This window comes from Shewanella woodyi ATCC 51908, assembly GCF_000019525.1.
GTDB classification, from domain to species: Bacteria; Pseudomonadota; Gammaproteobacteria; order Enterobacterales; family Shewanellaceae; genus Shewanella; species Shewanella woodyi.
Genome location: NC_010506.1, coordinates 94,600 through 108,975 on the forward strand (window position 1 = coordinate 94,600; position 14,376 = coordinate 108,975).

The window sequence follows — 14,376 nt, forward strand, 5'->3', positions numbered from 1 at the left end:
TTCTTTATCTCGTTTGGCACAAGCCACAGAATACAGTGGCTCTCTGGCCTAACTTAATCTCACTGAGCAGGTTACCACACTGAGTACAGCTCTCTCCTCCGCGGCCATAAACGTGAAGCTTCTGGGCAAAGTAGCCAGGCTTGCCTTCGGCGTTGGTAAAGTCTTTTAGGGTGGTTCCCCCCTGTTTTATCGCATTGGCTAAGATCTGTTTCACCTCTGAAACTAAGATAATCAAGCGCTCTTGATCTACCTTACCCGCTTCCATTTGTGGATGTATTCCCGCTGCAAAGAGAGCCTCGTTAGCGTAGATATTGCCTACACCAACCACGATATGGTTATCCATCAGACAGAGCTTTATCGCTTTTTTCTTCCCTTTTAACGATTCAAACAGATAGCTTGGATTGAATGCATCAGTTAAAGGTTCGGGCCCAAGTTTAGACAGTAGGGGGTGTGCATCAATGGGCAGCTCATACCATAACCAAGCACCAAAGCGCCTCGGGTCGTTAAAGCGCAGTATCTTGCCACTGGCCAAGCTTAAATCGATATGGTCATGCTTCTCAACCGGAGTGAGCTCTGTCACCACCCTTAAGCTGCCAGACATACCTAGATGCACAATTGTCGTACCTGCATCGGTATCAATAAGCAGATATTTAGCGCGGCGATGCACACTACGTATGGTTTGACCGACAATCTGCTGCGCCAAATCAGGGACGGGCCAACGCAAGCTGGCGTTACGTACGGTAAGGCCTGTGACCTCTTGGTCAATCAGATAGGGTGAGACCCCTTGACGGGTGACCTCAACTTCCGGAAGTTCTGGCATATTAGCTCTCTGGTTTAGTTCTCTTATGTTTAGGTTTCTTGTTTAGTTTTTTATATTAGCTTTCTTGTTTAGTTGCTTGTTGTGTCATTCAGGGGAGCCGCCGATATCTTAGTGATAGGTGTTAAGGCTTCTCTTAAGCTAGGTGGGATCTGATACCAGTTCTTTGCTGGAGAGACAAGCAAACCATGGGCTGGATACCAGAGCCAAGCTTGCCCTTGGCTATTATTGGCAACCAGAATTGTCACATTGATGGGAGCATCAAGGCTCTCCTGTTCCATTAAGCCTTGCTGATCTGCCACAGGTGAGAGTTGTATCTCACTCCATGCCGTAGCCCAGGTTTTACAATTGAGCACATCTTCATGGCACTGCCACTGGCTTCCCTTGCTTAACCAAAGTTCATCGAGCTGCAACTGAGCTAATGGCGCTTTATCGTCAAACAGAGGCGCTGCATCCGATGGCAACTCGGCAGTGCGATCATCGAGCAGAGTGAGTATGGCGATCATCGATGCCGTAGCAAAGATAAGAATGTTATTCCATTTTTTACGTGAAAGAGCCATGGCGTGTTAATTCAGTTGCTTATCTAATATTGAGTGTTTAGTCAGTGTATCCACAAGTTAGGCTGTCTTCAAATGAAGACTTATTACATTTATTCTTTTTGGGTCTGGCCTATATTGGTATTTGCTTAAGTGTCTGAAGCTCATCGCTCCATTGCTTTTTAGCGCCTCCCAGCGGGGGATATGCAGATGCCTCTGCGAACCGCCGCGAGCACATCCTTGTGGGCTCTACCAAAACATCCATGTTTTGGAAGCTCGCAGTTGCATCTACACTGGGTGATTTACAAGAAGGTTTTTGTCGTTTCAATTTATGACTAATGTGTGCAGTTCCCTTAATCCTCTTCATCGTTTAGAAAGGGGCTTCGCCCTTCTAGGACGGCACTGCGTGCCTACGAGAGCGTTCGCAGGCTCACTGCTAGAACGTTGCGCTGCTAGTACAAAGAGTGTAGTTGAAAGCTACCGTACTCTTACCTGACTTATTACCAATAACCTCACTTATTACACAACCCATTTCAGTGTGCTTAATGAGGTTTAGAGCAGGTAAGGATAGTCATCCCTAAACTTTATCATTCCATCACTAAAATCACCATTTCTAACCTGATCGACGTCATAACCTATCTCGGCGTGCTCGATAAGAGCTAACAGCATTGATAATTAGCAGTCGAGTTGTTATGTAATTGATTAGTAGTATCTGACTTTATTATTGTATTCAATCTGTTTGAAAATGTTATCATTTTGCTTTGTCGTGGTTGCAATTCATCAATAGCTGCAGTAATGCTCATCGATTTAACTATATAAGGGATTTTATGCGGTATGAAGCAAGTGAGTTGGAGTTAGCTTTTGTTAGCTTAAATAAAAACGAAAGGCCACTTTGGGCATTGGCTGCGGTGTTTATTAGTTATGTCTGTATGCTATTTCTGATGTTTTTTGCAGAAAAATATGTAGGCGGTACAATTCTGCATTTTATTGTTCAGCCATTCGTTGTTGGGTTTTGTACGCGTTATGTTGGGCGATTGTACTCTATTAAAGCACGTGCTCCTTCTGTGATTTTGTTCGCATTTTTATACATCTGCATAGGGGTACTCGCCAGTCTGCAGGCCTTATATTTTATTGCCTTACCTATTCCTATGTTAATCGTTTTCTTCACAAGTAGAATAAAGCTTACAAGAGTTCAAGAGTTTGCTTTACTTGAGTATCAAACAACTTCATTAGATATAGATCTTCATCCAAGAAGTAGAAAAACCTTGTATGCATTTTTAGGAGTACTTTTTATTACTGCTTTAACCGTATATTGGTGGACAAGTAATGCAAATAGCTGCATGAATGCTCTTGAAGGTAGTAATAATTCTTTTGTGGTAGAAAGTTGCTCGTATAACCAATTCTCTTCATTGGAGGAGATGGCAACTATTGAGGATGAGCTATCCATTGACTTATTTGGTACATTTTCATTGCCTAGCCCTGAAGCATTATTGATAAAAGAAAAGGCTGAGTCTGGTGATGTATTTTATCAACGCTTCTATTTCGTAATCTTAGCTATCTTTTATCAGAAAAGTGTTTTGTGGGAGGGGAATTTTATTGTCGAGCGACACCGTGAAGAGGTGGCTTATTGGTCAGCGATTACGGCAGCTGATGGCTTCACTCCTGCAATGATAAAAATACTCAATGGCTTACTTGACTTACCTTTAGTCTCTGAGGAGCAGAAACTTGAAGCAATGGATTTGGCTGAGGAGCTAGTTATTAATGGTTCTGAAGAAGCATATTTATTAACTCTGGTTGGTAAATTGGTAACGATTGAGGATGTAAGGCAATTGTTTCATCAGCAATCTAACACGCTTGACTTGCTAACAGAGGAGCAGTTGGAAAATTTGATGTATGCATATAAACAAGGTGATTATTTTTACAATTTGTCAGATTTTGATCCATCTATAGAAGTTGAGGAGCCTTATACTAAAAGTATAAGAGTTCCTCGGCAAAAGGATAAAGTTATAGACGTGTTGAAAGTGATGTCTAAAAAGTTTAATGACACAGATGCCTCATACCAAGTTGCTCAAATGTTGTTAAGAGAAAGTAGCCTCGAGTCGATAGATTTTTTTACCTTAGCTGCTGAACAAGGTCATGCTTACGCAGCAACAAAGTTAGGTTCTTTATATTTTTGTTCTGGCAGAAAAGTTGAGAGTTTGTCTTGGTTGAAGAGGGCTATTAAGCTGGGGAGCAAGGAGGCTGTTGCAATTCAGAGGAAGATTATAAAAGGCGAGTCTTTATCTGTTTGTCAGAGGGGGGATCGGAAGCTGTAACACCTTTAGGGTAGAGTGGATTCGCCCTGCTAGGACGGCACTGCGTGCTTACGAGAGCGTTCGCAAGCTCACTGCTAGGACTCTGCGCTGCTAGTTAAAAGCAAAAGATGTCTCTTTTTTGCTCCTCTCCGTGGTCTTCGTGTTCTCCGTGGTAAATTGCTTTTTTGGGTGTTGAGATTAGAGGGCGGGCTTCGCCCTGCTAGGATGGCACTGCGTACCTGCGAGAGCGTTCGCAGGCTCACAGCTAGGACTCTGCGCTGCTAGTTAAAAGCAAAAGATGTCTCTTTTTTGCTCCTCTCCGTGGTCTTCGTGTTCTCCGTGGTAAATTGCTTTTTTGGGTGTTGAGATTAGAGGGCGGGCTTCGCCCTGCTAGGATGGCACTGTGTACCTGCGAGAGTGTTCGCAGGCTCACTGCTAGAACGCTGCGCTGCGAGTTAAGATCAAGAGATATTCTCACCACAGAGCGCTTCGCTCCACGGAGATCGCGGAGAAAAGCTGGAGGAAGAAATGTTGGTTTTTGGCTCTCCGTGGTCTTCGCCCTGCGAGGACGACACTGGGGGCCTGCGAGCGCGGCGCTGCTAGTTAAAAGCCTTAAGGGAGGAGAAGCGTCTACAGAACGCGTTGCTCACGGAATAGCCTGTGGCTACGGGTAAAAAAACTGAAGTAGTGAGTTATGTTAGTGGTTGCTTAACTATCTGTAATATAATGAGTAAATTGAGTAATGCTACAAACCTAATCAGTGAAATTACTGATAGACATACAGTATACATATCGCTATATTCTCATCCAACAGGATAACCCTAATGTCACCAGTGGCTTTGTACCACTAACCAGTACAACATTAGCGGACACTTGCATTAGGGACGATGTACCAGTTTACATATCAGCTTATGTTTTCAGTTTATGAATTAGATAACAACCTGATATCCATCACGAATCCATCCCCCCCCACACAAGCGTATATTCCCTTTAAAGTCTCTCAAGACAAACACAGTGTTAAAGGTGAGTGCTGTGCTGACCACAGAGCGCTTCGCTACACAGAGTTCACGGAGAAAAGAGAGAGGCTTAAGCTGAGAAATATGGGCTTTGAACTGCGAAGGTAAACATTCTTAGTAAGTACTTTGTAAACCTCGACAAGTTTTTGATCAAATAGCTATTCAGGGCACCTTACAGAAAAATATTACTTAATTTTCAATGGCTAATAATATGCTCTTTAAGTTGCTAGAGAGTTATCGTGTTGATACGTAATAAAAAGTAGAGTTAAGTTATGAATCATAGAAAAAGGAATGAAAGTTATGGTAGCAATTGATATGAATATATTAATAGCTGGAGTTGTACTTTGCTTTATTGGTATCTCGGCATTATTTTTTACTCTAAAGAAGCGTAAATCAATTCTCCTTACAGCAACTAAAGAAGCTGAAACACTTCTTTCCCAAAGCCAAGCTAAAGCAAGTAATATCGTTAATTCTGCTGAGAAAACGAAGAAAAACCTGTTAGATGAAGCTGAAAATAGAAAAAGATTCTTGTTAGAAGAAGCTGAGCAAGGAGTTATTCCTTTCCATGAAAGAGTTGAACGCTTAAAGCTTGCAGATAAAGAAATAACTTCTCGCCTTAAGCAATCAAGATCCATCATTGATGATATTACAGATAAAAGCTGTTCTCATGCCGCAGACATAGAATTATTAACAGAAGAAGATCTCCTTTCAAGTCAATCTTATCAAGATGATAGAAAAGATGTGAAGGCTAGATTAAAGAAATTAGCTGTGAATGCGATCGATGGTGTTAGAGGAAGCGGTTCAAATGTAAATATCGGGAAGTTTGTTTCTATTTCTGCTAAAGCAGACATGGCTGGAGCATTGCTATTAACTACAGTAGAGATGCTTTGCACTAAGACTAATGCAAACAATGGACACCAAGCCTTAGAAAAGTTATCGGAGTCTATTATTGCAACAGAAGCTTTGATTAAATGTATTGATAGCAGAGCTACAATCAATCAAGAATTTAAAGCTTTACTCATCAAAAGGCTAGAAATAGAGATTCATTTTAAAAAAGCAAAACAGCTGGCCAAGGAAGAGCAGAGAGAATTAAGGGAGCAAGAGAAAGAAGAGAGAAATGCAAGGCAAGAAGCAGAGCGAATTCAGAAAGAAGCAGAAAAAGAAGAGAGAATAAAAAGCGATGCAATTGCAGAACTTGAAAAGAAAATGGCTGAAAAATCTGATGCAGAAAAAGCAATTTATCAAGAAGAGTTAAATCGATTAAAACTAGAGCTTGAAGAAGCCCATCAAAAATTTGAAAGGGCTAAAAGTCGCGCGCAAGAAACTAAACAGGGTCACGTATACGTTATATCAAATATTGGCAGTTTTGGAGAAGATATACTTAAAATTGGTATGACTAGAAGAATGGACCCTATGGACAGAGTTAAAGAGCTTAGTGATGCAAGTGTTCCTTTTACATTCGATGTTCATGCTTTAATTGAGTCTGATGACGCACCTAATTTAGAATCTACTTTGCACAAGGTTTTCGATGATAAACGTGTGAATAAGGTCAATCGCAGAAAAGAATACTTCAATGTGAACCTTAGTGAAATTGAGCAAGAGCTCCAAAGGTTAGATATTAATGCGCTAATAAATAAAGTAGCTAGTGCTGATGAATATTACCAGTCTATAAGACTTGAAAAGTGCTTGTAATAAAGAGATAAACACTCAGGTGTAGATGCGGCAGTGAGCTTTGATGACAAGGCCGATAATGTTCTCGATATTATTCGGCATTTCCTACTATCCGTGTGGGTTAGATGTCATCGTAGAGACTACAGGGATTGTACTTTACAACGATATCCCTATCTACAAACAAAGGGGTCGTAGCCAATTAGCCAAAATCGAAGAGATAAACACTCAGGTGTGAACGCGGCTGTGACCTTTGGTTTCATGGATGAAACCGTAGAGCGCCCATGGATGGGTTTACAGCGTGTCACAGAAGTGTTTGCACGTTGGCCTGCTGCAAGCAATAAGTAGCAATATAGTCATGGTGTTCGGATTATCGCCAAACACCAAACCTGCCCAATGAACCCCTACAAAAAGTTACTTGTAACTTGCTATCAGGCAAGTTCTCTAATGCCGTCTCACAGAAGTATCTGCACATAAGGTCGCTCCTTGGCATCCTTGCACGGCACCCACGGCAGGTGATAAACACCATTGAAGCTATGGTTACCAACAAACCATCAAAAATATAACCTGCCTAATGAACCCCAAAAAAGATACTTCACCACTTACTATCTGGTAAGTGACTAAAACTTGTTATCAGGCAAGTTAACCCCCAGTTGCATTCATAAACCGCAATATCTGCACATCGCCCTCATCCCCAAACACATGTTCTTTCGGTTTACGCTTAATCGCCTCTAAAATCGTGGTTTTTAACCGCTCAATATCGCCGGGGAACTCACGCACGATAGCTTTGAGATCCACCGAGTGTTCGTTGCCTAAACAGAGGAGTAGGCGACCTTCAACCGTAACGCGTACTCGATTGCACTCATGGCAGAAGTTATTGCTGTGGGGGGAGATAAAGCCCACATGGATTGAGCTGCCTGGCATAGTGTAATAGCGTGCGGGGCCGCCGGTGCGTTTGTCCGATACCGTGAGCGGGTAGCGCTGTGAGATGATAGCTTTAACCTCTTCACTGCTGCAGTGACGGCTTTTCTTGCGCTCATCAATTATGCCTAAGGGCATCTCTTCGATAAACGCGATATCTAGTTCTCGACCACGACAAAACTCGATAAGATCGAGTACTTCATCATCATTTTGTCCACGAAGGATCACCGCGTTGATCTTGATGCGTTTAAAGCCTGCGGCCTTGGCGGCGTCTATCCCTTGTATCACCCGCTCAAGTTTGCCATTGCGGGTCAGATCGGTAAAAAGCTCAGGTTTGAGGGTGTCCAAGCTGATGTTTAATCTTGCTAATCCTGAGCCTCGCATCTTCTGGGCAAACTTGGTGAGTCTGGAGCCGTTGGTGGTCATAGAGAGCTCAGTGAGTCCTGGAAGCTCGCCTAAGAGCTTAACTAACCGATCGCAGTCGGTGCGAACCAGCGGCTCTCCGCCAGTTAAGCGGATCTTTTTAACGCCTAGTTCGGTAAAGGCTTGGCCTACCCAAGCTAGTTCTTCGAGGCTTAATACCTGATCTCGTTCGAGAAAGCAGGGGTCTTCGCTCATGCAGTAAACACAGCGAAAATCGCATCTATCGGTAACAGAGAGACGCAGGTATTCCACCGTACGTCCGAAGGTGTCGACGATTAAACTCATATTAGAACCCTACAGAGTTACCTATAAAAGGTCGGCAAAAGGTTGAATGTAAACGGTATCACCTGGATTCAACTGTTCATCTTGTTCACCGATAACGACGAAACAGTTTCCCTTTACCATTGAGCTCAACATCCCTGAACCTTGTGCACCTGTAGTGGTTACATGTAGCTTGCCATCTGCCGCTAAGTGAAATACACCTCGAGTAAACTCGGTGCGTCCGACACGGCTGCGCATCTTGCAATCGGCAACAGCGGGAACCATGGTCTGGCTCCAGTTTTTCTCGCCCGCAAGCTTTCTTAGGGCGGGTTGGACAAATTGCATAAAGGAGACCATAACGGCAACTGGGTTACCCGGTAAGCCGAAGAAGAGGCTGTCACCTATCTGTCCGAAGGCCAAAGGCCTGCCAGGACGCATATTGATGCGCCAGAAGTTAATCTGTCCCACTTTTTCTAGAGCCAGCTTGATAAAGTCGGCATCGCCAACGGAAACTCCACCTGAGCTGATCACCACATCGGCTTTTACCGCCGCTTGGCTCAGTGCATCTGCTAGTGCCTCTTCTGAGTCATGTATGATGCCTAAATCGATCACCTCACAACCTAGCTTTCTTGCCATCGATTTTATGGTAAAGCGGTTTGAGTCGTAGATGCAGCTTGCTTTGAGTGGTTCACCGGGCTCACACACTTCATCACCAGTTGAGAACACGGCGACTTTAGGGCGTCTAAATACCGGCAGTTTGCCAAAACCTAGTGAGGCGAGCATACCTTGCTCTGGTGCCTGCAGGCGGTTATGAGCCGCTAGCGCTGTTTTGCCTTTAGCGATATCTTCACCTGCCAGTCTGACATGTTGACCTAAGGTGATATCACCTTGAAAGCTCACATTGTTGCCGCTCTCTGTTGCCAACTCTTTCATCTGCACGGTATCAGCACCTGCGGGTACTGGTGCGCCTGTCATGATGCGTACAGCTTCACCAGCTTGCAGGGTGCCAGCATATTGGTGACCCGCCATCACATCGGCGACTAAGGTGTAGCTTTCTAACATGGGCTCAGAGTAGTTAAACGCATAACCGTCCATGGCCGAGTTGGTCTGTTGAGGTACATCTACTGGTGAGATTGCATCTTGGGCGAGTACGCGGCCATTGAGTTCGTCGAGTTCGACAAGCTTGTGCTCAGTTACAGGGGTCACATAGGAGAGTATTTTCTCTATGCCTTGGCAGACTGAAAGTGTTTTGCTGCTATCGAGTTCGCAGCCGCACTCCGGGGTTTGGGGCGTTAAAGGTAGCTTGCTGGTGGGCTGCCAGTTTTGAGCATATTCGATAACGAAGTCGGCTATCTGGCCTACGTCATTGATATCGAGTCGGCGTAGTTCGCTAGGAACTTGTGTGTCGTCACAGCAGGCGATCGCTTGAATATTGCTGTCGTGGGTATGAATAAAGGGTTTTCCGTGGGCGGCACGGTGAAGCTCTATCTTAGGCAGCTCAAGCTTTTTAAATCCCTCGACGAGTACGATATCGACGGCGTCTTGCTCAATCTGCTGCAGTAGGTGAGGCAGTTCGGGCGCTTCATCGACCTCATCTTCTGTCATCAATGCCCAACGTATATGGGAGGCGACCAACATCTGTCTTGCGCCAGCTTTGCGCATCTCGTAACTGTCTTTACCGGGAATATCCACATCGAAGTTATGATGAGCATGCTTAATGACGGCGAGTTTTATGCCGCGATTATTCAGCTCAGGAATGAGCTTCTTCAGCAGAGTGGTTTTTCCTGTGCCACTGTAGGCACAAAATCCGAGGACAGGGATCGACAGCGGATTGGTAAAGGGAGTAGACATTGATACCTCGAATATTATTTGGCAATTGCCTCAGCAAGTTGTTGTTTTTGTTCTGGCGTATTCACATTAATAAAGGCATTAGGTTGATCTGAAAATTCGGTCACGACACAGTGATGTTTAGCGTACCAAAAATCTATTTTACGCTCGCCACCATCTAAAAATGCCTTCATGGAGTCACGTAAACTGGGTTTTAACAGCAGTACGACAGGCTGTTCGCGTTTTCCATCGCTTGCCACGGCAAGCTCAGCGCCCTCACTCTGGATTTTAGTCAGCATACGCTCAACAAGATCTAAAGGTAACAGTGGGCAATCACAAGGAACCACTAACAGATAATCTGCTTGAGTCTGTCCCATGGCGGTGATCATACCAGCCAACGGCCCTAAGTAGCCTGAGTCTTCATCGCTGAAAACCGGGTAACCTAAGTCAGCATAACGACTTTGGTTACGATTTGCGTTGATCATGATCTCCTTAACTTGAGGTTTTATCCGATCTATCGAATGTTCTATCATAGGCTTGTCTAATAGCTCGACTAAACCTTTGTCGTTCCCACCCATACGTCTGGCCATGCCGCCAGCTAAGATGACAGCATCAATTCGCAATGACATATCTTGGTTCCTGTAATGTTGTTTGGGGACTCGTGGCGCAGCTTGCATCGTTAATTGATGAGCTAATACCTTGATTCTCAATACGCCAGTTTTGGTCGCATAAACTAGTTAGTGCGCAAGATTGATGGCTACTGACTAGCATTCCTGTACCTAGCTGTTGCAGATCTTTGACCATAGCTAAGACTAACTCTTGAGAGTAGGTGTCCATGTTAGAGGTCGGCTCATCTAGCATGAGTAACTTGGGTTGCATAATCCAAGCTCTGGCGATAGCCAGACGCTGCCGCTCACCACCAGATAGACTAGAGGCTGCTTGCTTAGTGAGATGAGTCAGGCCTGCTTTTTCTATCGCATCCTGGGTTCTTTGCTCTATAAGCTGTTTGCTTATGGTGCAAAATGGGTGCGGGTAGCGCAGGTTGTACTCAACACTGCCATCGAACAGGTAGGGGTGTTGGTGCAGATAAACTGCCTTGCCCAGCAGAGAGTTTGAACGCCACCAAGGCAGTGGTGCGAAGCCTTGAGTGGTGATTTGACCTTTGGTTGGTGCAATCAAGCCTGCTAGCATCTTCATCAAGGTGGTTTTGCCACTGCCGTTATCACCTTGCAGGTGTACGGTTTGACCTTGAGAGAGCTGTATTCTCTCGACGGCGAAGAGCCTGCGCTCACCAAAGCGCATCTCGATATTTTGAGCGATCACTTTAACCATATCTTAATGGCTCCTCGGCTCAGCTTTTCCCCTTAGCGTACCTAAGGTGAAGTTGAGAACAAGTGACAGGATAAGCAGCACTAAGCCAAGCGCTATCGCTTGTGCAAAGTCCCCTTTACTGGTTTCCAAGGCGATGGCCGTGGGTATATTACGGGTGACATCGGCAATGTTACCTCCCACCATCATTGAGCAGCCTATTTCAGTTAATATTCGGCTAAATCCCGCGACGATGGCCAGCAGTAGAGGCACTTTTAGCTCTCTGCAGAGTGTCCAGATGGATCTGAACCAAGAGGCGCCTAAGGTACGTGATGTTTCCCATGCACGCCTATCGACACTAGTAAAAGCGGCTTGGCTCATCGAGACTAGCACGGGGGCGCAGATCAGCATCTGACCCAGTATCATCCCCTTTTGCGTGAATAGCCATCTTAGATCGCCCAAGGGACCCATGCGAGTCAGCATTAGGTAAACCAGTAGACCGATAACGACTGTGGGGATCGATTGCAGGGTTTGGATCATATTGGTGATAAACCAGCGTCCGCGAAACCGTCCGAAAGCCAGAATAAAACCCAATATCATTGAGGGAAGTAGAGTGATCGCCAGTGCTGCAAAAGAGACAGAAAAGGAGACAGAAACAATGGACCATACATCTGGATCCAATGAAAACAGCAGGCCTAAGGCCTGCTGTATAAGGGCTAACCAGCCTTCATTCATCTGTGATACACCAATTTGAAAAATGGCGCACCTAGAACATTAGGTGTGCCTGTTACACAAGATTGTAAATAAAAGCTTAAGCAGAACCTTAGGGTCATTCGCTATATGTTGCCTTAAATAGTTGCTCACCTTGAACCTTATAGCTATTAATCATGCCTTGAGCTTCAGCACCGATTAACCAGTCACTAAAGGCACGTGCGCCTTTATGATTCAGTTCAGGGTATTTTTCTGGGTTAATTAATACGATCTGATAAGGGTTTGCTAGTGCTTTACCGCCATCATAATCAATCGCAAGATCTAATTTTGCTTTATACGCTACAAATGTACCACGATCTGACAGGGTGTAACCCTGAAGCTCGCTAGCCATTAATAGTGTCTTACCCATGCCTTGGCCTACGGCTTTGTAGCCATTAAAAGTCAGCGCGATATCGGCATTTTTCCAGATAATTAACTCTTTCATGTTAGTGCCAGAGTTATCGCCACGAGAGATAAAGGTGGCGCCAGACTTGGCTATTTTAGCAAATGCTTCCTCTGCTGTCTTACTGCCACGGATCTTAGCTGGGTCATTTTTAGGGCCTAAGATCACAAAATCGTTTTCCATAATGCCACGAGGCAAAATTCCGAAGCCTTCGTTAACGAATTTTGCTTCAGCCGCTGGCGCGTGAGTCATCACTAGATCCACATCGCCTTGGCGAGCAAGTTTTAATGCTTTGCCTGTGCCTGTTGCTATCACTTGTACTTTATAACCAGTTTCTGCTTCAAATTTAGGCAGTAGGTTTTTCAATAAACCTGAGTTCTCTGTACTGGTTGTTGTCGCTAACTTGATAATCTCTTCTGCTGTTGCAGGCATAGCTGTGACTAGAGTTGCAGCTAAAGCTAAGCTGAAGATAGATTTAAGGTTTAACATTCTTGCTCCTTGGCGTTTATGGAAATGGCCCTCTGCCAAGATGGACCACTTAAAATTTTGTATTACTCTTAGAGACTTATTTAGCAAGTTGAGTGCCAACTTATCCTGTCCGATTTTTGCTTCACAAAACATTGGGCTTTGTGATCTCCATCGCAAATAGAAATGGTCCAATACAGACATTTTGTCCCACGTGCCTCATTCTTTGGTTCACAGTGACCTATTTGCTCAACTATGGTGATAGAATCACCAGTATATGAGTCAAAATGTCCTAAAGAAGACAATATGAGCCAGAGTAATAAAGAGCTAAAACCCCTTCCATCAGCCGTTTCTGTGCTTATTGTTGACGATGAGCCCGGAATGCGCAGCTTTTTGAAAAAAGCCCTCTCGAAAAAGTTTGCCTTAGTCGAGACCGCTTCCAGCGTTGAAGATGCTGAGCAGCTACGAAGTCGCTGCCATTTTGATCTACTTATTGTTGATATTCGCCTGCCTGGACGTTCAGGAATTGAGTGGCATGAAGCCTTAAATGATCAGGAGCGCCGCTCAGATATCATCTTTATGACGGGTTACGCCGATATGGATGTTGCCATTAAAGCGCTGCGAGCAGGTGCTTCAGACTTTATTATGAAGCCATTTCATTTAGAGCAGATGATGAAGGCGGTTGATCGCTGCATCGAACGGCGTCTACTTAAGCGTGAAAACCTGATGCTTAGGCGCGAGGTCTCTATAGGTCAATCCTCTACCATCATAGGCAGCAGTGATGCTATGCAGGAGGTGAAACACATTATTGAGCGTGTGGCGCCAACCAATGCGGTTATTTTGATTGAAGGTGAATCAGGCACAGGTAAAGAGCTGGTTGCCAGACAGCTGCATCTGCTTAGTGGAAGGCAGGGCCCCTTTGTTCCCGTTAACTGTGGTGCTATCGCGCCTGAGCTACTTGAAAGTGAGTTGTTCGGCCATTGTGCTGGGGCATTTACTGGTGCTAAAGGCAATCGTGAAGGTCTATTTAGTTTTGCCTCTGGCGGCACTATTTTTCTTGACGAGATTGGCGAGATGCCACTTAAGATGCAAACCGCACTGTTGCGCGTACTTGAGCAGAGAACCATCCGGCCTGTAGGCAGTGAAAAAGAGACCAATATTGATGTCCGGGTATTGGCTGCCACAAATAGAAAATTGGCTGAAGAGGTTGAGGCTGGCCATTTCAGACGCGATCTCTACTATCGACTCAATGTGCTCGATATCTTAATTCCTCCTTTGCGAGAGAGACCCGAAGATGTGGTGGAGTTGACGCATCACTTCACCCGCCAACTTGCGTCTGAGCTTGGGGTGAAGGAGGTGGTCTGGAGCCATGAAGATATGCTAAAGCTACAGCAGCATGAGTGGCCGGGTAATATCCGTGAGTTAAGGAATATGATTGAACGCTGTATTTTACTTGGCAAACCCCCGGCTGAGTATTGGAAGCAGCAGCCAAAAGCCGAAGTGGTAGGTGAGTCGGGTTATCCGCTCAATTGGTGCCTTAAAGAGGTCGAAAAGCACCATGTGACTCAGGTTGTCGATGCTCATAATGGTAATAAATCTGCGGCAGCAAGGGATCTTGGTGTTTCTAGAAAGACCCTAGATAGAAAGTATAAAGAGTGGTTTGACAGTGAAAGTGCCGGAGAATAAT

General features: G+C 44.8%; 11 protein-coding genes. 3 read left to right on the forward strand and 8 right to left on the reverse strand.

Features of this window, described 5'->3' with window-relative positions; genetic code table 11:
• Positions 1-4 precede the first annotated feature (4 nt).
• Together mutM and SWOO_RS00420 are read right to left on the reverse strand one after the other, a co-directional pair.
• A complete protein-coding gene (gene mutM / locus SWOO_RS00415) occupies positions 5-820 on the reverse strand; it encodes a bifunctional DNA-formamidopyrimidine glycosylase/DNA-(apurinic or apyrimidinic site) lyase (protein WP_012322728.1) in 816 nt (271 codons plus the stop codon).
• A 68-nt stretch (positions 821-888) separates the two neighbouring features.
• Positions 889-1,377, reverse strand: a complete 489-nt coding sequence (locus SWOO_RS00420; RefSeq protein WP_012322729.1) for a hypothetical protein — start codon at positions 1,375-1,377, stop codon at positions 889-891.
• 803 nt (positions 1,378-2,180) lie between these two features.
• On the opposite strand from SWOO_RS00420, the gene SWOO_RS00430 reads away from it, so the two are divergent.
• The gene (locus SWOO_RS00430; RefSeq protein ID WP_012322730.1) at positions 2,181-3,668 is read left to right on the forward strand and encodes an SEL1-like repeat protein; all 1,488 of its coding nucleotides are present in this window, start codon (positions 2,181-2,183) and stop codon (positions 3,666-3,668) included.
• A gap of 1,295 nt (positions 3,669-4,963) precedes the next feature.
• Positions 4,964-6,355 carry a GIY-YIG nuclease family protein gene (locus SWOO_RS25355; RefSeq protein ID WP_012322731.1) on the forward strand — a complete coding sequence of 464 codons (1,392 nt, stop codon included), beginning with the start codon at positions 4,964-4,966 and terminating at the stop codon, positions 6,353-6,355.
• 618 nt (positions 6,356-6,973) lie between these two features.
• Here the strand turns inward: SWOO_RS25355 and moaA are convergent.
• From moaA to SWOO_RS00470, 6 genes are all read right to left on the reverse strand, one after another.
• A complete protein-coding gene (moaA, locus tag SWOO_RS00445) occupies positions 6,974-7,960 on the reverse strand; it encodes a GTP 3',8-cyclase MoaA (protein ID WP_012322732.1) in 987 nt (328 codons plus the stop codon).
• A 21-nt stretch (positions 7,961-7,981) separates the two neighbouring features.
• Positions 7,982-9,787 (reverse strand): bifunctional molybdopterin-guanine dinucleotide biosynthesis adaptor protein MobB/molybdopterin molybdotransferase MoeA, encoded by a 1,806-nt coding sequence (locus SWOO_RS00450; RefSeq protein ID WP_012322733.1) that lies wholly within the window; start codon positions 9,785-9,787, stop codon positions 7,982-7,984.
• A 14-nt stretch (positions 9,788-9,801) separates the two neighbouring features.
• On the reverse strand, positions 9,802-10,392 hold the full coding sequence (gene mobA / locus SWOO_RS00455; RefSeq protein WP_012322734.1) for a molybdenum cofactor guanylyltransferase MobA: 591 nt from the start codon (positions 10,390-10,392) through the stop codon (positions 9,802-9,804).
• On the reverse strand, positions 10,376-11,095 hold the full coding sequence (locus SWOO_RS00460) for an ABC transporter ATP-binding protein (protein WP_012322735.1): 720 nt from the start codon (positions 11,093-11,095) through the stop codon (positions 10,376-10,378). Before SWOO_RS00460 ends, mobA begins: the two co-directional genes overlap by 17 nt.
• A 3-nt stretch (positions 11,096-11,098) precedes the next feature.
• Positions 11,099-11,806, reverse strand: a complete 708-nt coding sequence (locus SWOO_RS00465) for an ABC transporter permease (protein ID WP_012322736.1) — start codon at positions 11,804-11,806, stop codon at positions 11,099-11,101.
• Positions 11,807-11,900: 94 nt separating this feature from the next.
• Positions 11,901-12,713, reverse strand: coding sequence for a substrate-binding domain-containing protein (locus tag SWOO_RS00470; RefSeq protein ID WP_012322737.1), 813 nt, complete (start codon positions 12,711-12,713; stop codon positions 11,901-11,903).
• Positions 12,714-12,995: 282 nt separating this feature from the next.
• Here SWOO_RS00470 and SWOO_RS00475 point away from each other — a divergent pair, with 282 nt between their 5' ends.
• On the forward strand, positions 12,996-14,375 hold the full coding sequence (locus SWOO_RS00475) for a sigma-54-dependent transcriptional regulator (protein WP_012322738.1): 1,380 nt from the start codon (positions 12,996-12,998) through the stop codon (positions 14,373-14,375).
• Position 14,376 lies beyond the last annotated feature (1 nt).